Here is a 21,449-nt window from a genome sequence, read left to right as displayed (position 1 = left end):
ATGACGAACTGGTAGAGGTGTATGCCTTCCCATCCCATCGCGACCTGAATGACGCCATGAAACTCGCGTAGCGTCATCGTCGAGAAAACCTGAACCCTACGCCACACCATCGGGCTCACGTCCTTCAGCCAGATGCGGAATTGCAGGATGAAAATCTCATCCTCCGAGGCTGCCGCCTCTCCGGCGGTTTTCGTCGCTGCCCGTTTTGCCCTTTTCACATCCGCCAGTCCCGTCAAAATTCAACGACGAAGACATACGTCGTTCCAGCCCGCCCCACAAATCCTCATGCTCCCCTATAGCCGACAGGCGGCCGGAAACCGGTCAAAAAAATAGCGGGCGGATTCGCTCGATCCGTCCACTAAGTTTTTCTTTGCTGAATGTTGCTGGTTGTCGATGGGCCGAGGATATCCGCCGATTTCGCGCTACCCTAGCGGAATATCGTGGCAGTCACATCGTCGTCTCACCGGCGAATGGCTTTCAGGAAGCACAGCATAGTTCGCGGCGCATCGACTTTGAGTCGCAGTTCGGCCTGGGAACTCACGCTGTGGCGCGGGCTGCCTTATCCGAGGACTGGGTAGCGTCTAACAGAGCTTGGAAATCAGCAGCTACGTTTTCTTCTGTAATGATGACCGTGAGTACAACTTCCCTATCAGTGACCGCATCTACCATGCAGTTTCAAGCAAGACATTCGCAACATCTCGTGCATTCTAAACTTTAGCCTCTTGAAGGCAGGTAGCTAAAACGACGGGATCAATCCCATTTTAATTCTTAGCATTTATTCTTTAGCAATATCGTCGCCTTCCCCGCCCTCACCCAATTTAAGGAATTCGATAAATGCAAAAGAAGCTTCTCCTCGCCGCCGCGTTCTCCACAATCCTTCCCGTCCTCGCATTCGCCGACACGATCAAGTTCCCGAGCGAAGAGCCCATTGCTTCAATCACCATTCCCCATTCCTGGGGTCCGAAGGAAACCGAAACCGGCGTCGACGCCACGTCTGACGATTCCGCCGTTTACTTCTCCATCGACATCGCGGATTCCAAGACCACCGACAAAGTCGTCGGCGACGCCATCGATTTCCTGTCGAAGAACGGTGTCACGATTGACAAGTCAACGCAGCATGACGAGGGCGATCACGTCGTAAATGGAATGAAGATGAGCACGCTCGGCTGGTCGGGTACTGACAAGGATGGTCCGGTCGACGTTCAGCTCGGGTTCGTGCAGCCGAAAGAGGATAAGTTGCTTGTAGTAACCTACTGGGGCTCAAAAGATGGCGATGACAAGCATGACAAGGAAGTCGCAGCGATGATTCAGTCGTTGGTTCCCGTCAAGGAATAGCGGACCTTTCGACTACGGAAGGCAGCGGTTTGATCCGCTGCCTGTTTCTATTTGCTGACATCGCGGTGGAAGTTACGTCAGCCCGACAGCGCCGATCAGGCAACCACCAGGGAACGACCGTAAACCGTCCGAGCAACCGCCGATAAGATGACTGAAGTCCAAAGGGTCACCACCTATTTCGCTCTACCTTGGCGGAATGTCATTGGCCGTCACAAGGTCGTCAGTTAACACCGATGATCGTTCGCGGGCTACAAGATCGTAAAAATCGATCAGAAAATCTCTCAGTGCTGATCGCCAGGCAGTCGGGTCAAACCCGTCCAATTGGAAACGCCGGATAATGTTTTGTTTACGGATTGGGCCAGCGAATTCCCCCTGCGAAAATGGAGCAATCGGGACATGAAGGTACTGGTCTAATATGCCGACCGCCCCAAACTCGACCGTAAAGGGTGGACGAAGTTTGAGGACTTGCTCGTACACAAAACGGTAGTTGTCCAGGGTAGCGACGAACGCCCTCTCAACAACGATCGATGGCATGAATGGCGGGTTTCCGGTGCGGAATGGTTCTTCGCTCACGCCCCAAAGCTCGCCCGTGTCGAAAATCTGAGTGAAGCTGGTGATCCCGTCGCCGTGCGGCCAAACATTGACGGCACCCCAGGCATTAGGATTATTCGGAGAGGTAACCACCCTTTGCATGGGCATCAATCGCTGAGCGACTTCTACCGCACGGGTCAACCCAACGCGCGGTTGGTCCGCATAAGTCGGGTAGAGCCTCAGATAGATCGCTCTGTCCCTTTTGAAGCGCAGTTCCTGCTCGCGTGGATCACCGAAATTCACTATCACATCTTCGGGCTGAAAGAAAAATGCAGGCGGCCTTACCGCGTCCGTGGGCGAAAAGAGCGTGTCTGTCCGCGATTTGCTCATGATGTTTTTCACCATGAGCCTCAGATGGCCTTCCAGCTTTTCTGACAGCTTCGCGCGGGCCGCTCGGCGTTCGCTGTCCTTACTATTCGGCTCAAGGCTATATTGGGTCGGATGTCGAACGTGACCCAGATCGAACGGCAGCTTCTCCGGCTCGCCATAAAATGTGTTCATTACTGACATCATGGCCTCGAACGTCAGCTCGCGCAGCGCGTAGCCATATTCGACCATGACATTCGGATTGGGAACGAGTTTCCCTCCGTCTGTTTCAGCGACAAAAGTAAGATCGGGAACGAAGATGTCGGCAGCGCGAATCTTGTTGAGGATCGTCTCCGTGACGGGAGGGGTGCCAACAACGCCCTCGGTGTCAGCATCGATTTTCACCTCGACGCCAAGGTCGCTGTCCTCGTTCATTCGAGATGCCGCGTTATCGAGAGCGATGCGTATGAAGTTCTGATTTCCCTTCGTATCGCGATCACTCTGCCACGCGTAGAAAACTGTAATTATCCGCTTCGCCATCGTAGGTACTTGACTCTCCTCCTTCGCAATCGGGCTTCACGACACGGATGCGATCCGTACTTTTGTAAAATGGAATGCCGAGTCTCCGGACTTTTAGCCCGGATACCAACGCGTGTAGCGTCGGTTCAGATTTCGGACGTCCCCTTGGGGCTGCAGTCTCGGAACCTTCACGCGCTCTTGCTGAATCAAAGTAAATTCGAGAGCCTCCTGACCTCGAACAATTCTTCTCAGGTTGTTCACGAAGACGCCCACGTCGCCGAAATAGTTCGGATATGTTCGCACGAGGTTGTTAACCCGTGATACCTCGACAGTCACAACTTTTGAGCGTGTCAGACCCTCCTCGATTTGCCGTTCGATGATCGCGAGTCGAGCCTGGAGCTGCAATATTTCCGAATATCGCTCTACTGCTACGGTGTGATCATCGTTATTGTAGACGATTAAGAAGAATTTCCCGTCACCGTAAAGGTAGGTCTCGGCATAGGTGGTCGCTGTGCGTATATTGTCTAAGGTAGAGATTGCGTCGAGCTTCGTCTCCAAAGCTTTGATTTCAGCAATTCGAAGCGGTCGATCGGGCACGCCGTGTCCGGCGGGACAGCCCTCGACATAGGCAAATTCCCCCGACATGAGCTTGAATAGGCGGAGCCAGTCGGCATTGCCGCGATGGTGTTTCAAATCCTCGCCGTTGAACAGGCTTACAGCTTCGACTGCGGTCGCCCAGGAATGTTGAAGCCGTGTGCGAATCTGGAATTCTACCCTGCGACCGGCAAAAACCGATTGTTCTTTGTGTCGCGGGCAAAACTCAAAAGAGATATGATGGCTACGATAACCGTCGTCCTTTGGCGTGTCTATGTAAGGCCATTGTCGACGGTCATGATGGGGAAATCGGTCATTTATTTCAGCGAGCAAGGATCGAACACCAGCAATATCATCAAGGATTGCGCGACAGCCACCGATATCCTGCATTCGGTCGAGGTGAATATCGGATTCGCGCAGCTTCCGTCGGATGCTGGCCATTCGCTTCGGTCGAGCTGCCATATCGCCCTTAATGCCAATTTTGCGCATGCGGTATGCAGCAGAGAGATATACGGAGCGCATGGGGAAGATATGGCTGTCACGCCACGAATTTGCGACCGCAAAAACGTGATGCGCATCGTGCCAGTCGATTGTGGAATATAGGCTTAGTTCGTCTTTCAGACGTTTCCCAGCCGCTCTTACATCCGGTAAGCTGAATTCAAGTTGAGGGTAAAGCGCCATCGCGAATCAGGTCCGAGTGTTCACTTCGATATTTTAGCATTTCGCGTTAGGGAAATCAGCAACCTGAAGGCGCGATCACAGTTTACACGCGTGATGCCCGTCATCGAACGGCGCATTGTCGGAAGCTAACCGGGACGCCCGGCAATTATAGCAACCACACTCACCGCTGAAGAAGTCGCCTCAAGGCAAAGTGCAGCCAACTGGCGCGTGGCCGTCCTGCGATGCTGGAGGTGCACGGCGAGGTCAATCGATGCTTTGATATGAGCGCGGATTTCTTTGTTATCGCCTCCGGGCATCTGATAATGCAGCCAAGCGAAGAGCTGTCTCCGCGCGTCCGTTGATCCAATCTTCGTGCCCGTTTCGTCCTTATCACCGTGGGCGGTGGCATCATACACAGCCTGTCCGAGACTGATCAGAACCTCGCGACACAACAGCCCAACGACCTGCCATTCCTCTTCCGTCGAGGCCGCAAGAAACTGTGCCTTTGCCTTCCCCAATGAGCGATCCACGCGCTCCCATCCCGTAGGTTCGCGATCAGCCACTGGGCTTGGATTGTGAACTCGGCCGACCCCGGCTGCGACAGGACCATTGAAAAGTTGCCGCACATAGTTCCGTCGGTCGGCATAGGTATCCATGCCCTGCGCTTTCCAGAAATTTCGCCGCCCGAATTTGAACCTCATTTACGCGAATTCGCGCCGTCTAGGTAGTTGATTTTATAGAGGGCGACGGGTTTGGCTGAATCCAACTAGGCGTTTACTTCCGTAACCAATCATTAACCATAACCACCCTTCTAACAATCGATAATATTCCTGTATCGATAGTGATAGATTTGGGGCCGCAGAATGGGTAAAGTCGGGGCAAATCACAGCCCGCGAGCCGCTCATGTCAAAATCCAAAACCCTGCCCTCCCCTACGGGTCCGGTGCAGCGCCGCGCCGAAGAGCTGGATGCGCTCGACGCCATCCTGCCCTTCGGCCGCCGCAATCAGTTGGCCGTGCTTTTGACCGACGACGATGTCGCCACGTTAAAACATCTGGCAAAGGAGGGCATGGGCGACAATACGCTAAGGGCGCTTGCCAGCGACCTTGGCTATCTCGAGGCCTGGTGCGGGCTTGCCACTGGCGCTCCCCTGCCCTGGCCAGCGCCCGAGGCGCTGCTGCTCAAATTCGTCGCCCATCATCTCTGGGATCCGGTCAAACGTGCCGAGGATCCAAATCATGGCATGCCGGCAGACGTCGAGGCAGGATTGCGCGCCGCGGGGTTTTTGCGGGTCGACGGCCCGCATGCGCCTGACACGGTGCGCCGGCGCCTCACCTCTTGGTCGATCCTGACCCGCTGGCGTGGCCTGGCCGGCGCGTTTTCCGCGCCATCACTGAAGACCGCATTGCGGCTGGCCGTGCGCGCCGCGCCGCGGCAACGCCGCCGCAAGAGCAAAAAGGCGGTGACTGGCGATGTGCTGGCGAAATTGCTGGCCACCTGTTCCAGCGATCGTCTGGTCGATCTGCGCGATCGGGCGCTGCTGCTCCTCGCGTTCGCTTCGGGCGGTCGGCGGCGATCGGAAATGGCAGGTCTGGGGGTCGAGGATCTGATCGACGAGGAGGCGGTACGCGCCGATCCGACCAACGATAATTCCCCTTCCCTCCCCTGCCTGACGATCCGTCTTGGCCGCACCAAGACCACGACGGTCGATGACGACGCACACGTCGTGTTGATCGGCCGGCCAGTCCTCGCGCTGAAGCATTGGCTGGCAGAAGCCAAGATCGACACCGGCCCGGTGTTCCGGCGTATCGACCAGTGGGGCAATGTCGACCGACGGGCGTTGACGCCGCAATCTGTCAATATCATCCTCAAGAGCCGCTGTGCGCTGGCTGGTCTAGATCCGGAAGAGTTTTCGGCGCATGGACTGCGCTCCGGTTATTTGACCGAGGCCGCCAATCGCGGCATTCCCCTTCCGGAAGCGATGCAGCAATCATTGCACAAATCGGTAGCGCAGGCGGCGAGCTACTACGACAATGCCGAACGGAAGAACGGGCGTGCGGCGCGCTTGATTATTTAATCGGCTCGATGGATCAATGTGCCGCCACTCAGTCGTGGGATTTCTGATTTGTTTTTCAGTCAGTTGGTACCGCCAGTGGTGGTCTCAAAGTTGACCGATCTTGTACGATCGTGCAAATGCCCTGTACCGAAATCACACTTGGGTGAAGCCTACAAAACGCTCGACGGTGGCTTGCAACCCCCGCCAACCAAAATAAGGCCGCTAGGACCGTAACGGGGAATTGGGGAAATGCTTCGATTGCTTACTGTTGGTGCCGTCATAGCCACCCTCTTCTGTGCAGGGAGAGATAATGCACATGTGGGAGATCAAGTCGCAGTAGTTCCTTCCAGTGATCCTGCAACGGTATTTATTGACGGGCTGACAATGGAATCCAAATGCGAGGTATTCGTCAACGCCCTGCACGATCACAATAAAATGGTCATTGATGACGGCGACCAGCTCATCGTCCTATCCGTTTTGGCGCACTACGACATTCTCGGCCAGCAATTTGGCGAAACGCAAGCGCAACAGCTTTTTCAACGGTCGTTCAATGGGTGCAGTAGCCACCCCGACGAGACAATTTCCAGCCAAGCGCGGGCTGCGTTTCAATCAATCCTTCAATCGCTCGACCAACCGAGTTCTCCGGAAAATGCATCATCGTCGGCGCAGGGCGAAGCTGAGCTACAGCGCGTCCTTGGCGAACTATACCTTGCCGGCAGGGGCCTGCCGAAGGACTATGCACAGGCGCTAGCATGGATTCGAAAGGCGGTGGATGGGGGAAATACGATTGCGCAGAGCGATCTTGCCTACATGTATGCGCATGGGCAGGGCCTGGCTCAAGACTATGAGCAGGCGTTAATTTGGTATCGGAAGGCTGCGGAGCAAGGCAATAGCGGTGCTCAAAATGATATCGGCTATATGTATGCTCATGGCCAAGGCATTCCTCAGGACTTCGCCCAGGCGCTTGTTTGGCGTCGTAAGGCGGCAGATCAGGGCAATGCCCATGCCGAACACGACATCGGCTTTATGTATTCGAAAGGACAAGGCGTCCCTCAGGATTACGCCCAAGCTCTATATTGGTATCGAAGGGCCGCCGATCACGGCAATGCTGCCGCGCAGGGCCGCCTTGGCTCTATGTATGATAACGGGCAAGGCGTTCCTCAGGACTTCGCCCAGGCGCTGATTTGGTATCGCAGGGCTGCAGATCAGGGTAACGCTGCTGCCCAAAACAATCTTGGCTACCTGTACGCTGAAGGCAAAGGTGCAGCGCAAGATTATGCTCAAGCGTTGATCTGGTACCGCAAAGCAGCAGATCAGGATGATGCCACCGCACAGGCGAATGTCGGCAATATGTATGCTGAGGGTCACGGCATACCTCAGAATTATAACCAGGCGCTTACTTGGTTTCACAAGGCGGCCGATCAGAATCATCCCGGTGCGCAGAGCAGTCTTGGCTATATGTATGCCCAGGGGCTGGGTGTGGCCCAAGATCACGCCCAGGCGTTCGCTTAGTACGGCAAAGCTGCTGATCAAGGGGATGCCGGCGCGCAGGACCAGGTCGGGGAGGCCGTCACGGTTAAGGACGAACGCACTGTTCCGTCCAATTCCGATTACGTAGCCCTGCGGATCATCTGACGGTGTCCTCTGCCTTGCAGCACCCTGCCTTACCTGGAGCCGGGAAGAGCGTCCTGGACGCTTTCAAATAGGATGGCAAGCTCGTGTAAAAATGCCGCCTCAGCTGTTCAAACGTCGACAAAGTCCCGATGTTGTCCCTTTTGAGCGGCCGTTGAGTGAGAGGGCCGGCTTGATGTGTTCTGCCGGCGAAGATTGGACCCGGATCGGCGGCACGTATCGAGTAGGCACCCTCGCAAAGAACCCTCTGGGGTCACCACCAGGCTTCAGGTTAATTGCCCTCGCCCGTCCACGCTCTCCATCTTAGACAACTTTCTTAAAAAGGAGTTCCAACGCATAGATGTGGACGATGCACGGCGAGCCGCTGGTGCGGCGGTCATCTGTGGTATCGCGCCTGCAGTTGGGTCCGGGCGGGCGTAGAGATAGATGTCGAATGACAACAGACCGATCCGCTCTACCGAGGGCTGTTCGAAGTAGTTCCCCGCGGGGAACCGTTGTGAATACTAGGTCGATCAATTCAAGCCGCGCAAAGACTGCGGTATGCAATAGGTGCAGCGCGAGATCTAACTAGCGAACGCTAGCTCGGCCTATGTGCCCCTGATGGAGTTCCCCGCGGGGAACTCCATCAGGGGCACTAGCATTCAGTGAGGAATTTCAACGCCGTCCATGGAACAACGCAAATGTCGCAGTAATACGTCCGAGCAATCCCGCATAAACCGAAAGAGCGCAGCCTTCGCAGCGCAAATGCGGCAGCGGAGTAGGGGCCAAATATGCCTGTATCGAGTTCCATCCCGGAAACTCAACGGTTTGCTCTAGACGGCGAATCGGGATACCTCTCAAACTACGCTAAAAAGCCGAATTATCGAGTTTCCGCGAAACATCGGTCGCCTTCATTAATCATTAACCATCTAGGCGCTTAGGTATGCGAAACGAACAGAGGGTAGAATCGTGAATCGGCACTTGAGCAGCCTTGATTTTATGCAGAGCTTCTCCACGAAACTGGAGCTCGCGTTGCAAAACCTAGCATTGGCGCAGTACCCGCCGGATGCAAGACGCGAAATGCGGAAGTTCTCATCTGCAGAAGTTGCGGCGCTCCTTGACGTCTCCGAAGCCTATATTCGTCAGATCGTTTTGAAGGAAAAGGGACCGACGCCTGAGGTCTCGCAGAATGGGAGGCGTCTTTATTCGCTTGAGCAAATCCTTGAGCTTAGAATGACGCTTGCTGAAAAAGGCCGCAAGAAATGGATGAATCCCAGACGGGTAGACGGCGAGGATTGTCAGATCATTGCGGTGACCAATTTCAAAGGCGGCTCCAGCAAAACTTCGACGACGATCCATCTTGCACATTATCTTGCACTCAAGGGATACCGGGTTCTCGCCGTTGATCTCGATCCTCAGGCGTCACTAACCAGCCTGCACGGAGCTCTTCCAGATTTTAACCCGCGCGAAGACGAGACGCTCTATTCGGCGATTCGATTCGACGATCCACAGCCGACAAGGTCGCTGATACATTCCACCCATATCGCCGGATTCGATGTCATCTGTGCTGGGCTTGATCTGACCGAGTTTGAAACCGCCGTTGCACTTGAAATGCGCAAGAATGGCGGGACGAGTTTCTTGCTCCGTGTCTCTCAGGCCCTTGAACAGGTGAGCGACGATTACGACGTCATCCTGATGGACTCCGCGCCATCGCTGAACTTTCTAACACTGGCCTCATTAACGGCGGCAACGGGCGTCATCATTCCCGTTCCAGCTCATATGCTTGACGTGGATTCAACAGGGAAATTCCTGGAGCTCGCGTCATCATATATGCAGATCCTCAGTGAAATGGGCGCCCCTGCGCAATGGGATTTCGCGAAGTTCCTGGTCACAAAATTTGAGCCAAACGACCACCCTCAGGCAAACATGACCGCGTTGATGAGGCAGGTTTTTGCGGACGATCTGCTTTTGAACATGGTCATGAAATCGACTGCGGTCGCCGATGCCCTCACTTGGAAGCAGAGCCTTTACGAGGTTCAACGGTCTCGATTCTCCGCACCGAAGACTTATGACAGGGCGATGGAATCAATCAATGCGGCGAACGCGGAAATCGAAAAGCTGCTCTGGACCGCATGGGGGAGAGAATGAGCAGAAAAGATTCCCGTGGCATGTTCGCTAACGTCCTGGGCCAGTTGGACCAAGAGCCAATTGCGGCGACGCCGGTAAAAACGACGTCGCCTCATCTTATGAAAGTCGCGGCTGGCGTCCGTCAAATTCAGGAGAAGGGCGAGGCGCTGGACCGCCTTCTCAGAGACGGTGACCACGTCGTTGAAGTGGATCCGGAAGAGATCGCGCCGTCACCCATTCTGGACCGTTTCGACGGCGCCTATGACACGGCCGCAATTGAAGACATTTCTACATCAATGAAGGAGCGGGGCCAAATCGTGGCGGGTCTCGTCCGACCAAAGCGTGAAGGGCAACATCGCTATCAGATCGTCTTCGGTCGGCGTCGCCTGGCCGCAGCGAAAGCTCTTGGCATCAAATTTCGAACGATTGTTCGCGAACTCACTGACGAAGAAGCGATCGTCTTTCAGGGTGAAGAGAATTCTAACCGCAAGGACCTGTCATTCATCGAGAAATGCGCGTTCGCTCTCTCGCAAGAGAAGGCTGGCTACCGACGTGATGTGATCTGTGCTTCCTTATCAACGGGAAAATCGCACGTCTCCGAGATGCTGCGCATAGCAACGTCGTTACCACTTGCCACTCTTCATGCGATCGGACCATCGCCTGACGTTGGCCGACGACGCTGGCTCGACTTTATCGACGCCTGGGCCATGCGCTCAGATGCTGAGGAACGGGTCCGCTCAGCACTGGCTGAATATCGAACGGCAGATGTACAGGGCGATCGTTTCGTGGTCGCGCTTGCGGCTTTGAAAAGAGATGCAAACCAGACGGGAAGGCAGGCGGCAGGGAAAACCGACATTAAGGCGAACGGCTTCGTGCTCGCGACGGTAAGCTACCCGAAGTCGGGTCCTCGGCTTGATTTTACGAAGGCAGTACCCGTGAGTTTTGTCGAGTTCTTAAACGATCGGATGGAGGCGCTCCATAACGAATTCGTGAAACAGCAAGCAAACATTAGCAAAGGATAAGCACGCAAAAGAAAAGGCCCCCGAACGGTTGCCCATCGCGGAAGCCCTCTCATCTTTAGCAACTTGAGAATCGCATTTCCTCGAATCACAGTCAAGAGTCTTTGGCACCTGTTTAGTGAGCAGTTTTCTTTTGCCTATCGAGAGGTGAATGAAAATGCAGACTGGAAGTGTAACGACGCCCTTTGGGCGGCGATCGATGACGCTTAGCATGCTGGCAAGCCAGTACAGGTCCAAGGACATTGCGCCGGGACAAGCAATCGACAAATGGAAGCTGTTCAGGGCGCTCTGTGAAGCCAAACCATTGCTAGGTGTAACCGACAGGGCTCTGGCGGTGTTAAATGCACTGTTGAGCTTCTATCCCGGCAATGAACTATCCGAGGAGAACGGACTGGTCGTTTTTCCCTCGAACATGCAGCTATCCATTAGGGCACACGGAATAGCGCCAGCAACCTTGCGCCGGCATCTCGCGGCCTTGGTTGGTGTCGGTCTATTGATCCGGAAGGACAGTCCGAATGGAAAGCGCTATGCCCGCCGCGACGGCGATGGTGACGTCAACCAGGCGTTCGGCTTCAGCGTAGCGCCGTTGTTGTCGCGGTCGGCCGAGATCCAATCACTCGCAGCGCAGGTGACAGCCGATCGGGCGCTTTTGCGAGCGACGCGCGAGCGGTTGTCACTTTGCCGGCGGGATATAGCAAAGCTGATCGAAACCGCTCTGGAGGAGGGGATTGCTGGCGACTGGAGCATGATCCACGACCATTTCCGCAGCCTAGTTCATCGTATTCCGCGTTCGCCGAACGTCGCCCAGATTGCCCCAATCCTCGAAGAGATGGAAATGCTGAGGGAAGAAGTGCTCAACCTATTGGAAATTCGGATAAAAGCACAAAATATGAACGGCAATGAGTCTCAAACTGAGCGCCACATACAGATTTCAAAACCCGAATCTATCTTTGATCTTGAACCAGCTTCGAACAAGAAGCAGGGCGAAACTTCGGAAGTGATGGCTGATAGCGGCGAAGAGGCGATGGAGGAGGGCAGGGCAGAGGGGTCTGTCAGCTATCGCGGAGGTCTACGAACAGTCCGCCGCGATAGACCGAGCGCGGATGGACCCCCGCTAAAATCCTTTCCGCTCGGGCTGGTTCTGCAGGCCTGCCCTGAGATCGCGATGTATGGGCCGGGGGGATCAGTGGGCAGTTGGCGTGATCTGATGGCGGCAGCTGTCGTGGTCAGATCTATGCTCGGGGTCAGCCCGAGCGCTTACGAAGAGGCTTGCGGCGTCATGGGGCCCGAAAATGCGGCAACCGTGATTGCCTGTGTGCTGGAGAGGGCGGGATATATCAACTCAGCCGGTGGATATCTCAGAGATCTAACGCGGCGCGCCGAGCGCGGAGAGTTTGCCATTGGTCCGATGGTGATGTCGCTGGCAAGGGCGAACGGAGGGAGTGCTGCGAACACCGGCTAATTGCTATTCGAACCGCTGTTCCGCCGGGATTTTGCTCCGGCGGCTGCCTCGATAGTTGTGGTCTTTCTTTCGTCGTGCGTTGCGCTAGGTATTTGCCGAGACCCAGGTGTCTGGATTGGGTCCCCGGTGAGGTCTAGGAGATCAAGATGGCTATCGACCGCGATGAATTAATTGGGCGCCGTGCATATCAGCTGTGGGAAGCCGAGGGCCGGCCTGACGGCGGGGATTTCCGCCATTGGCTTCAGGCATCGGAGGAGGTTGGTGAGGCGAGCATCGGCGAGATGGCAACCAATGACCAGATCCCGGCGCCCAAGGCAGAGGCTACAGATGCCGCGCCTGGTGAAACCAAGTCGAAAGCGCACCGCACCGCCAAATCGCCGGCAAGCCTGGGACCCGCGTCAATCAAAAAGCCACGGGGTCGGCCCGCCAAAGCGAAACCCGTATAGCGGCCGAACATACGCACTTGCAGTTCAATATCAGGCCCGCGTTTCTGCAAAGTTGGGACGTGACGGGTTCTTAAGCTTTGTCTGGCGGAGTATTGACCATGACCAAGCCGCCATCGAAAAAGCCACGCCCGATCGGTCTTTCGCACGACAGCGATGCGCCTGCGCGCAGCCGTCCACGCACAGCACGGGACCCTCAGCAGCCGCAGCTGCCGTTCGATCCCATGCCAACACGGATCGAACCGTGTCTGGCGTTGTTGAAATTGACGCCGCCAACAGGACCGGAATGGGCCTTTGAAGTCAAATGGGATGGCTATCGTCTGGCGGTTCACATCGAGCCCAGCGGCATCAGGATTATCTCGCGGGGAGGGCATGATTGGACCAACCGCTTCCCGGCGATCGCCAAAGCCGCCAAGACGCTTGCGGTCGCGACTGCCATTCTCGATGGAGAAGGCGTCGTTCTCGATGACGAAGGGCGGTCGGATTTCAGCGCCTTGCAGCAGTCGCTGGGTGGGCGAGGGGGGAATCTGTCGTCAAACGCGGCGGTCTTCTACGCTTTTGATCTCCTGTATTTTGATGGCCATGATCTGACTGGAATGGAACAGTCGGCACGTCGGCATTTGCTCGAGGATCTGTTGAAGGACGAAGCCGGCGTTATACGCCTCTCCGAAGAGATTGAAGCAGACGGTGATGTCTTGTTTGCGAGCGCCTGCGAGCACGGCCTTGAAGGCATCATCGCCAAACACAGAGACCGTCCATACCGCTCAGGCCGGCACGGCGATTGGTTGAAGATCAAATGCGTTCAAAGCGACAGCTTTATCGTCGTCGGCTATGAGCCGTCGATTGTTAACCCCGCAGCGGTCGGTAGTCTTTTGCTTGCCGCTCAACAAGGCCCCGATCTTGTCTACGTCGGCTCGGTTGGCACAGGGTTCACAGATGCCATCGCGGCCGATCTCAAGCGTACCCTCGACCGATTGAAGACCAAGACGCCACCGGTGCCTGTCAAGGGCAAAAGCATTGTGTTTTCGCAGCCAACGCTGATCGTTGAGATCGAGTACCGTGCCTGGACGGGCGATGGGAAGCTGCGACATCCGTCATACAAGGGACTTCGCGAGGTGCAGGATAATGCGGCGATCTATCAGATCAAAGACCAGTAGCTGAGGTCGATGAGTACAGGCTGTATGCCGGCCCTTCGGCCTTATCGGCTCGGCAGGGTGAGCCGGGCCCCATTGGAGGGTGGTGGTTCGAGCGTCAACACATCTTTGTTGCCACCTTACCCAGGACGCCAGTGAACAGCGGGGTTATGTTTTTTGCCGCCCCTGGGCGCACTCTGTGAGACGGCACCTCCGGCTTGGCGCGCTGGCGCTGGCGTCACGCCACATAGCGAATATCCAGAACAGATCATGACAGATGTCGATCCATGGCTACAGAACGTTTTAGCGGCAATCGACAGACTTGCACTTGCCGGCAAACCTCCTATTTTCCTCCGGCGTATCGCACACGATACGATGCAATTCCGCAGAGAGGTCTGACGGCATAATTTGGAGAGCCCAGCGATGGCGACTGGTACAGTAAAATGGTTCAATTCAACAAAGGGTTTCGGCTTTATTCAGCCCGACGACGGCAGCCCGGATGTGTTCGTTCACGTCTCTGCGGTTGAACGGGCAGGCATCCGCGGTTTGAACGACGGTCAGAAGATTTCTTACGAACTGGTCAAGGACCGTAAGTCCGGCAAGATGTCGGCGGATAATCTCCAGGCCTAATTGGCTCCACGGCAAAGCACTATTGAGAGGGGCCGGTTTCGATCGGTCTTTCTCAGCTTCGACGACGACCCCGACAATTCGCGCCTCGGCATTGCTAGGGCACTGATAGTGCTGCAACGCAGCATATAAAATGTTGACATTGGTGCAGCGCAACATTACCCTCCTAATATCGATGCAGTTCACCTCCTCCCGAGCCGCCACGATCAGACGGACAGCGCTACTCCTCCCGCACCGGGCTTTTTCGTTTTAGTACATCACTTTCGGCAGCTGCGCAGCACCCGTTCGGTCAGTATCCGATAGAGGCGCTCGAACCATCGCTGTTTTCGTTCAAGCGCGCCTCAAGCAGGGCGATACTCTCAAGGACGGCTTCAAACGCCGGAGGCTCTCCGAAGATCATGCCCTGCATGGCCCGGTAATCTGTGCGGAGCTGCTGGATCATCGCGTCATGGGGCGCAAGCGCGAACGAGCCCGGCGCAGCGCTCGCGAGATCGAAATCGGGTCGATTGAAGAACATCCGGGCGTGCGCCACGCAGTCCGCGCCGAGCGCTCTGTCGTTGATGGCGGAAGCGCCAGTCGGCGTCGGGGCAAGCCTGTGCAGATCATAATAGTGACGGGATACGCGTTGGCCGCCGCCTTTCAGCTCGCCGCGCTTGTCGAACCAGCGCCGCAGCCCATGCAGAATAACCACCTTGTCCCAGAACGTCCGTTGGGGATCGACAGTGCGCACAGCCGGAACGGTTAGGTCGAGCGCAGGCAGATCATCGTCGACATAGGGTTTGATGGGCACTTCGCTGTTCGGATCGAGCGCGGATTTCGCGCCGGACTCAATCTTGATCGCTGCCCGCACATAATCCGATCGCGGCGTCGCCGTCGGATACCAAATAAGCAGGGTTTGCCCGTCGGGATCGGTGTCGTCTGGCTCCACTCGAGCGGAATGATTATCGAGGCCGGCAGCTTTGAGCCGATCCTGCAGTATCGTCGTCAACTCTTCGCGCAGCGCCCCGTTGATGTAGACTCGACAGGCGTCCTTGATTGCATCAAGCCGCGCCCGACGTTTCTTTCCGCTGAGTGCGTCAAGCTCCTCAATCGTCGCCGGCTCACCGATATCGTCCCGAAAAACTGTCACGTCGATGTCTTCAGAGAATCGACTGATCAGGCCGAATCCTTTGGATAACGACGTGCCGCCTTTGAACAGCAGACGGGGCCCTCCTTCTCGTAGACCATGAAATAAAGTATCGAGCGCCCAGCAGACCCAAAAATCTTTCTCAATATTTTGAGACGCTGTGCCGAGCCGAAGCGCCGTTGTATCGAAGGCGCTCAACATTGCGTCCGATCCCGCTGCGAGGACCTCGTCAAAAGCCGGATTCATGTTTTCATTACTTGGGTTGAATCGCTCTTGGCGCTTTTCGCTTTACGGGTTGAGACTGACTTGTTCCTCGAACGGATACTAGCGGCGTGATGCCGATCATCGTCATGATAATCATCATCAGGATCATCATCGGCGACGTGCCGGTCATGATCACCAACCCCGCCTTCGATGAGCGGCTTGAGAAACACCCACATCCATGTTGGAAGCGCGGTAATGCCCGTTGCAAGATCGGTTTTGATAGCGGGGCCTACAGTTGAATCCTCGAAAAGCTTAGAAAGTTTGCGCTTGACGCGATCACTCTCACCTTCACGGCTCAAAAGATCGCGAAGCCAGTAAAGCGCCTGAACGACACGCATTGCCGGTCGTCCGGCCCAAAACAATTTGCTGGCAGCGGTTGGACGAAAGGTGATCGTCACGTTGCCGAGTTTGATTGGCCGCCGACGCGCATCGGTATGGACGACGATCTTCGCCGGCACGGCGTCGGTCAGGCCCAAGTCGTTTGCCGCAGTCATGCCGTCTACAACCATCCGGGTTTGGTCGCGGCGCCCGACGGCGTCGATGACCGAACGTGGATCGGGCGGGTTAGCTTTCTGCGTGAGTTTGTTGAAGCCGGGCTGGTCGTAGAGACCGCGATCGATCCGCCTCAGAGTTTCAGCGTTCGTCAGCCGCTGCAACGCCTTGTCGACGGCGTCGCGCGAGGCGAGGTCGACAAAATCCGAGGGCGTCCAGACCTTGCGCGGCGCATCAGCGTGGATGCGCGCGAGAATGGCTGGTTTCAGATCGAACTGCATGTCTATCATGACCGAAAATTGTAGTCCTTTTTCGGACTCAATGGGTCGTCCGAAATATGTATGCTTGTTTCGGACGATAGACGAGATGCGTGTTTATCGCAATGAGCTTGCTCGCTGTGGATTAGTCCGATGGATTCCTAACGATGCGATATTGATCTGACATGCAACGAGCATTGTTTGAAGACCTTTTATCTGGTACCGCGTTGTTTAGCTTTGGCGCTAACTGCATCTCACATGGCAAATCACCAGACGCGGCTTATGCGTTGATCGCTCATCACTTTGGTCGGAGAAAAAGGTGAGAGTCGGCGGTTCGATTCCCGAGACCGGCATAATAGCTGCATATCGCTCGCAACGCGAAGCAGGTCAACCGCAGGAATTGGCCCACTAGCGGAGCACGAGCCCTTCATCAAATGCCTACTAAAACAATATAAACCCGACTTCTGCATGCGCTCGCAGATGGCAGCTGCAGAAGGATTCTTCGGATAGAATGCATCCGCCATAGTCGCTGCATAGCTAGAAACGCATCGAGAGAGGAAATGCATGAGCACCATCATGTCATTCGAGCGCTGGTGGGACAGCCTCGATCGCAAAGACAAGGAACACCGACAGCCAGACCACGCGCGTCAGGCGTTCGAGGCCGGCTATATGGCTGCTCTGAATGCAGCCAAGGAAGCGATCAAGAAGGAGATCCAAGAGATCGAGCGGATCGACAGGGCCGTTAACGACAAACAGCACAGGAGCGAACATTGAGCGGTCCGGCTTCCAACCCTTTCGAGGATCTGTATCAATTCACCATTCAACAAAATGACCAGATCCTCGTCGGTGACGGCTTCAACCTCACTGAAACTTGAGGGCGGCTGGTGAATATGCGGGTGGAGATCGTCTCACCGAACCCAAAGGCAATCACTCCCCCGAAATTGCAAGCCGGGGACAAGGTCCGTTTTGTATCGCCGGCAAGCACCCCCGACAAAGATGAGGTCTACCAGCGGGCAGCTATCCTTGAGAGCTGGGGTCTGACGGTCGACTTCGGCGAACACATCTTTCGAAAGGAAGCCTTTCTCGCCGGAACCGATGATGAGCGGCTAGCCGATTTCAACGCTGCGCTCCGTGACCCCACGGTTCGCACGATCTTCGCGACGCGCGGTGGCAGGGATCCTATCGCATTGCCGACCGCCTCGACTTCGAGGCGGCACGAAGAAACCCGAAGTTCGTCATTGGCTTCAGCGACATCACGATGCTGCATCTTAGCCTGCAGAAACACTGTGGGCTGGTCGGTATCCATGGGGCGCTCATGGCCGAGGAAGATGGTGCTGTCGGAGACGTGAATCGAGAGGCGTTGCGGAGGGCGCTGATGGTTTTCGAACCCGTCACGGTTGCTTCCAGACCCGACGAGCCGACGTCAGCATTGACAACCGGGGGGACGGTCGAAGGAACGTTGATTGGCGGCAATCTCGATATGGTGTCGACAGCCGCGGGCTGGGCGCTGCCAGACTTGAACGGCGCAATATTGCTGCTCGAGGCCGTCAACATGCATATCGGACAAGTTGACCGACAACTGACGATGCTGAGGAAGGCCGGCCATCTCGATGGGGTTGCCGGGATTGCATTGGGGCAGTTCACCGGAGTTGATCTGGACCGCCGCTTCTCCATTATCGACTTGTTGCGCGAGCACCTTGATCGCCTTGCGGTTCCGGTCCTCGGCGGGCTGCCGCTGGGGCATGGGCGTCAGCCGTTGAGCGTACCTGTCGGTGCGAACGCCATTCTTGACACCGCCTCGAAGACAGTGACCGTTGCTCTTTGACCGTCAGTTCGTCTTGAATTTCGCGAACTCCGCAATGGCTGTTTTCGGCACATTTGAAACGGATGTTAGCGTCGCAACTGGTCCAAAGCTTGCCGACGGCGGCGGCCGCGACACCTATCGCAGGGACTGTTGAATCCTGCAATTGACCTGGAGCTAACACTTTTGCGAGTAGCAATCTGGTTGGATGCCGTTCATATCCGGTCACGTCAGTTCCCCGACAGTGTCGGAAAGCATTTGGAGGTAAAGCATGTCTCAGGGTGGATCGTTCACCTTCTACAGTTACGCACGTGTCGATGAAGGCCGTGACGATCGCTGGGCCTATACAGGGATTCCGGATATTTTCTTTTACGACGAGGGCAGTGCCCGCGAGGCGCTCCGCGAACTGCGCGAAGACGTTGAGAGCGAGCCGGAGAGCAGCTGGCCACCGATGCAGCTGGAGAAGATCGAAACTGTTCCCATCTCTAGGGAGAGCATTTTTGCCCTGCTGAATGACGGCATAGGCGCGTTTGTGAAGAGCTACGAGATCATCGACATTATCGACTGATGGCGCGACTCGCGGCCCGTGGTGCTTGCATCCAGAAATATTCAGCGGCGCTGTGAAATCCGCTGCTCCTACTGAAATCCTACCCGCCTGAATGAAGGGAGCGGGCCATTCACCGGCTCCCATTTTGCAACGTTAGGCGCTTCTAGATCGAGGCAGGCCGGTCTGGTTTGTAGCCTTTAGCCCGTTTTTTTCGCAAGAGTTCCAGGAACAGCTCGACGGCCTGCTTTTCCGTGGGGAATAGCTCAACGCGCCGCTGGCCGCGTCGGCCTATCCGCCCCCAGGTTCTGACAAGTGAGATCTCGCCAAAGAGTGTTGGCTCGAGAGAAAGTTCATAGTAGCGCGCCATGTTCCTGTTGGGGTCGACGCGCTTAATGTGAAGGCGGCAGGTTAGGGCGTTCATGACTGAAGAGTCGCACGCAAGCAAATGCACGTCCAATTCGGAATTTGAATCGATTGGGCCGTCGCGATTCAAATCCGTGATCACTCAGAATACGTTCGCCTACGGCGCCGATTCTATGTGCCGGCGAGTCCGGCTCGCTATCGACGCACCGCATGCGCTAAAATGACTTGGCGTCCGGACCGTACGTGTTTTGGAGCTTTTCGACTCTCTCGCGGTGGCTAACAGCCAAGGCAAAAACTTTATTGGCCGCATTCAGCCATCGTGTCCATTGACCCGGATTACGATCTTCCGCGAGAATTTTTGGGTCCAGAAATAATTGCTCCACGTTGTCAAGCTTGGAAGATGCTTCCCGAAGTTGTGTTTTTAGCCCAGGCCCGAGATGGCGGTTCAATTCGGCAATCTTCTGCCGCTCCTCTGCACAAAGTTTTTTTATTTTGTCGATTAGCTGTTGAGCTGGCGACGGGATCATAGCTGTCTCCTGTAGGTCGAGTTACTTGAAGCGATGACAAAGAGCGACCCTATACGATTCCGTACAAGTGACGAAATCACGTGACCGGGGTTTTCCAGCCGCAGCGCCGTCAGACGGTGCGCCCGTGGCCGGAGTGAGCCGATAGGCGAACGGAACAGCCGGAGGCAGCCCGCGCCCGCCAGGTAGCGCCGTAGGGTCTGCCGAAGGCTCGTGGAAAATCTGATCGATGATGTTCCTGGCATAATCGATCCAGCCGAATATTGGTTTCCTCGCATGGTGTGCTTAGTCTGAGATCAGGCCTTGGGAGGCATCCCCAGATATGATCTGAGCGCCCGTTCGGTAATCTCGCCGGCTGTCGTCTTCTGTTTGAGTGCCTCCAGCTTGGAGGCGATGATCACTGCGCCAGACAGGGATATCTGAAACCGTTCCGGCTTGTCGTCGATGGAGCCAGAATCAGGATCGACCGTTTGCGGCCGCGGTTCTGTCGAGGGTGGCTCGCTTGAACTCTGGCTGGGTTTTGGCGATCCATGCATCTCGCCGTATGACCCCATTTTTCCGATGGAATCGGCGATCAGGGAATCCAGATCCGAGAGGTTACGGCGCGATTTTGGTGGTGGCGGAATTTCGTTCAAGTTCTCCTCCGTTCACTCAGTCAGTTTCACCGATTGTCCTGGTGATGTCGGTGATCACGCCGACGATGTTGGCGCGGGCTTTGGTGACCTGTTCGGTTTTGCTCGGATCCTTGCCGATCTGCGCAAGCGAACCGGCCTCTTTGGAAAACTGCTCATAGACTTTTCTGGCGCGAACGAAGGTGGGGAGGGCCGGAAGCTTGTTGGCGCGGATCATCTGGACGGCGTCCTGGAATGCCGCTGTCCTGGTGTCGATGCCTTCGACGCGATTGAGAAGGAGCCTGAGCGGCGCGCGTTTGAGACTGCTTTGTGCCCATTCGAACAGTTTTACGGTCTCGACCATTTCCATCACGTTGGCCTTCGCCGGCACAAGCGTGATGTCGCTTGCAACAATGGCCGCGATCAGGAGATCGTTGATCGAACCCTGGACATCGATGAGGATGATCGATGCATTGGCCGTCGTGAGCAAGACCTTCAGGTCATGTGGTGAAGAGGCCGACATGACCAGCAGTGAGGACGGTAGCGTGCCGGCGCGCTTGCACCGATCCACCCATTGACGACAGGACTGCTGCGGATCGGCGTCGACGATGAGAACGCTGGCACCGTTCTCAGCAAGTTCAGAGGCAATCAGCAGGCACAGGGTTGATTTGCCAACGCCGCCCTTGGAGTTCGCCAGTGCGATAATGGTCATTTCCAGGATCTTCATGATGCGGTGAATGATTACATATATAGCAAATATAACGCGACGAACAGTTTTGCAAGCCTGATTGCTTACGGCACTCGCCGCAGCTTCCGCGCCGTTGCCAGTGTTACCCGTTTCGCCACTTCCAGCAGTGCTGTCAGTTCCGGAGCTTTGATCAGAGCGCCGACTGACGGCCGTTCTTCGCGGTTGTCGCTGCCATCACTTCTGATCGTTCAAGAGCTTTCCGAACGCCGGCCACTGCAATCAGTATTGGCACGA

At 55.9% G+C, this 21,449-nt stretch carries 22 protein-coding genes and 1 pseudogene; 13 read left to right on the top strand and 10 right to left on the bottom strand.

Features of this window, described 5'->3' with window-relative positions; genetic code table 11:
* Positions 1 to 218 (bottom strand): IS1096 element passenger TnpR family protein (locus tag AB4Z52_RS31040; RefSeq protein WP_442221708.1); only part of this gene is annotated, 218 nt, incomplete at its 3' end.
* 616 nt (positions 219 to 834) lie between these two features.
* Between AB4Z52_RS31040 and AB4Z52_RS31035 the strand changes: the two genes are divergently transcribed.
* Positions 835 to 1,335 carry a histidine kinase gene (locus AB4Z52_RS31035; protein WP_442221707.1) on the top strand — a complete coding sequence of 167 codons (501 nt, stop codon included), beginning with the start codon at positions 835 to 837 and terminating at the stop codon, positions 1,333 to 1,335.
* Between the two features lie 183 nt (positions 1,336 to 1,518).
* Here AB4Z52_RS31035 and AB4Z52_RS31030 read toward each other — a convergent pair whose 3' ends face one another.
* The 3 genes from AB4Z52_RS31030 to AB4Z52_RS31020 all read right to left on the bottom strand — a co-directional run bounded on the left by AB4Z52_RS31030 (position 1,519) and on the right by AB4Z52_RS31020 (position 4,661).
* Entirely contained in the window at positions 1,519 to 2,772 is a 1,254-nt protein-coding gene (locus tag AB4Z52_RS31030; RefSeq protein ID WP_442221706.1) for a hypothetical protein, read from the bottom strand.
* A 93-nt stretch (positions 2,773 to 2,865) separates the two neighbouring features.
* Positions 2,866 to 4,026 (bottom strand): RelA/SpoT domain-containing protein, encoded by a 1,161-nt coding sequence (locus AB4Z52_RS31025; RefSeq protein ID WP_442221705.1) that lies wholly within the window; start codon positions 4,024 to 4,026, stop codon positions 2,866 to 2,868.
* 125 nt (positions 4,027 to 4,151) lie between these two features.
* Positions 4,152 to 4,661, bottom strand: coding sequence for a hypothetical protein (locus tag AB4Z52_RS31020; protein ID WP_442221704.1), 510 nt, complete (start codon positions 4,659 to 4,661; stop codon positions 4,152 to 4,154).
* A gap of 247 nt (positions 4,662 to 4,908) precedes the next feature.
* On the opposite strand from AB4Z52_RS31020, the gene AB4Z52_RS31015 reads away from it, so the two are divergent.
* From AB4Z52_RS31015 to AB4Z52_RS30980, 8 genes are all read left to right on the top strand, one after another.
* Positions 4,909 to 6,081, top strand: coding sequence for a tyrosine-type recombinase/integrase (locus tag AB4Z52_RS31015; protein ID WP_442221703.1), 1,173 nt, complete (start codon positions 4,909 to 4,911; stop codon positions 6,079 to 6,081).
* Between the two features lie 228 nt (positions 6,082 to 6,309).
* Positions 6,310 to 7,572 (top strand): tetratricopeptide repeat protein, encoded by a 1,263-nt coding sequence (locus AB4Z52_RS31010; RefSeq protein WP_442221702.1) that lies wholly within the window; start codon positions 6,310 to 6,312, stop codon positions 7,570 to 7,572.
* A 1,068-nt stretch (positions 7,573 to 8,640) separates the two neighbouring features.
* Positions 8,641 to 9,819, top strand: coding sequence for a plasmid partitioning protein RepA (repA, locus tag AB4Z52_RS31005; RefSeq protein WP_442221701.1), 1,179 nt, complete (start codon positions 8,641 to 8,643; stop codon positions 9,817 to 9,819).
* Entirely contained in the window at positions 9,816 to 10,820 is a 1,005-nt protein-coding gene (gene repB / locus AB4Z52_RS31000) for a plasmid partitioning protein RepB (protein WP_442221700.1), read from the top strand. The genes repA and repB overlap by 4 nt, the downstream gene beginning before the upstream one ends.
* 154 nt (positions 10,821 to 10,974) lie before the next feature.
* Positions 10,975 to 12,279 (top strand): plasmid replication protein RepC, encoded by a 1,305-nt coding sequence (repC, locus tag AB4Z52_RS30995; RefSeq protein WP_442221699.1) that lies wholly within the window; start codon positions 10,975 to 10,977, stop codon positions 12,277 to 12,279.
* A 146-nt stretch (positions 12,280 to 12,425) separates the two neighbouring features.
* Entirely contained in the window at positions 12,426 to 12,725 is a 300-nt protein-coding gene (locus AB4Z52_RS30990; protein ID WP_442221698.1) for a DUF2934 domain-containing protein, read from the top strand.
* Between the two features lie 98 nt (positions 12,726 to 12,823).
* Positions 12,824 to 13,879 (top strand): non-homologous end-joining DNA ligase, encoded by a 1,056-nt coding sequence (gene ligD / locus AB4Z52_RS30985; protein WP_442221697.1) that lies wholly within the window; start codon positions 12,824 to 12,826, stop codon positions 13,877 to 13,879.
* Positions 13,880 to 14,278: 399 nt separating this feature from the next.
* Positions 14,279 to 14,485 (top strand): cold-shock protein, encoded by a 207-nt coding sequence (locus AB4Z52_RS30980; RefSeq protein WP_442221696.1) that lies wholly within the window; start codon positions 14,279 to 14,281, stop codon positions 14,483 to 14,485.
* A 286-nt stretch (positions 14,486 to 14,771) separates the two neighbouring features.
* Here AB4Z52_RS30980 and AB4Z52_RS30975 read toward each other — a convergent pair whose 3' ends face one another.
* Both AB4Z52_RS30975 and AB4Z52_RS30970 read right to left on the bottom strand, forming a co-directional pair.
* The gene (locus tag AB4Z52_RS30975; RefSeq protein ID WP_442221695.1) at positions 14,772 to 15,854 is read right to left on the bottom strand and encodes a nucleotidyl transferase AbiEii/AbiGii toxin family protein; all 1,083 of its coding nucleotides are present in this window, start codon (positions 15,852 to 15,854) and stop codon (positions 14,772 to 14,774) included.
* Positions 15,851 to 16,645 carry a DUF6088 family protein gene (locus AB4Z52_RS30970; RefSeq protein ID WP_442221694.1) on the bottom strand — a complete coding sequence of 265 codons (795 nt, stop codon included), beginning with the start codon at positions 16,643 to 16,645 and terminating at the stop codon, positions 15,851 to 15,853. The genes AB4Z52_RS30975 and AB4Z52_RS30970 overlap by 4 nt, the downstream gene beginning before the upstream one ends.
* Before the next feature lie 540 nt (positions 16,646 to 17,185).
* Here AB4Z52_RS30970 and AB4Z52_RS30965 point away from each other — a divergent pair.
* The 4 genes and pseudogenes from AB4Z52_RS30965 to AB4Z52_RS30950 all read left to right on the top strand — a co-directional run bounded on the left by AB4Z52_RS30965 (position 17,186) and on the right by AB4Z52_RS30950 (position 18,990).
* Positions 17,186 to 17,395, top strand: coding sequence for a hypothetical protein (locus tag AB4Z52_RS30965; RefSeq protein WP_442221693.1), 210 nt, complete (start codon positions 17,186 to 17,188; stop codon positions 17,393 to 17,395).
* Positions 17,396 to 17,511: 116 nt separating this feature from the next.
* A pseudogene (locus AB4Z52_RS30960) lies at positions 17,512 to 17,870 on the top strand (LD-carboxypeptidase); the annotation flags it as partial.
* 9 nt (positions 17,871 to 17,879) lie between these two features.
* Positions 17,880 to 18,446 (top strand): hypothetical protein, encoded by a 567-nt coding sequence (locus AB4Z52_RS30955; protein ID WP_442221711.1) that lies wholly within the window; start codon positions 17,880 to 17,882, stop codon positions 18,444 to 18,446.
* 247 nt (positions 18,447 to 18,693) lie between these two features.
* On the top strand, positions 18,694 to 18,990 hold the full coding sequence (locus tag AB4Z52_RS30950) for a hypothetical protein (RefSeq protein WP_442221692.1): 297 nt from the start codon (positions 18,694 to 18,696) through the stop codon (positions 18,988 to 18,990).
* A 142-nt stretch (positions 18,991 to 19,132) separates the two neighbouring features.
* Here the strand turns inward: AB4Z52_RS30950 and AB4Z52_RS30945 are convergent, their stop codons facing one another.
* From AB4Z52_RS30945 to AB4Z52_RS30930, 4 genes are all read right to left on the bottom strand, one after another.
* Positions 19,133 to 19,390 carry a WGR domain-containing protein gene (locus tag AB4Z52_RS30945; protein ID WP_442221710.1) on the bottom strand — a complete coding sequence of 86 codons (258 nt, stop codon included), beginning with the start codon at positions 19,388 to 19,390 and terminating at the stop codon, positions 19,133 to 19,135.
* Positions 19,391 to 19,547: 157 nt separating this feature from the next.
* On the bottom strand, positions 19,548 to 19,859 hold the full coding sequence (locus tag AB4Z52_RS30940; RefSeq protein ID WP_442221691.1) for a hypothetical protein: 312 nt from the start codon (positions 19,857 to 19,859) through the stop codon (positions 19,548 to 19,550).
* 293 nt (positions 19,860 to 20,152) lie between these two features.
* On the bottom strand, positions 20,153 to 20,491 hold the full coding sequence (locus tag AB4Z52_RS30935; protein WP_442221690.1) for a hypothetical protein: 339 nt from the start codon (positions 20,489 to 20,491) through the stop codon (positions 20,153 to 20,155).
* 16 nt (positions 20,492 to 20,507) lie between these two features.
* On the bottom strand, positions 20,508 to 21,179 hold the full coding sequence (locus tag AB4Z52_RS30930; protein ID WP_442221689.1) for an AAA family ATPase: 672 nt from the start codon (positions 21,177 to 21,179) through the stop codon (positions 20,508 to 20,510).
* Positions 21,180 to 21,449: the final 270 nt, after the last annotated feature.

It is taken from the genome of Rhizobium sp. 2YAF20 (assembly GCF_052114685.1).
Classification (GTDB): domain Bacteria; phylum Pseudomonadota; class Alphaproteobacteria; order Rhizobiales; family Rhizobiaceae; genus Rhizobium.
The sequence above is the reverse complement of the archived record's forward strand: the minus strand, read 5'-3'. Positions and strand labels throughout refer to the sequence as shown.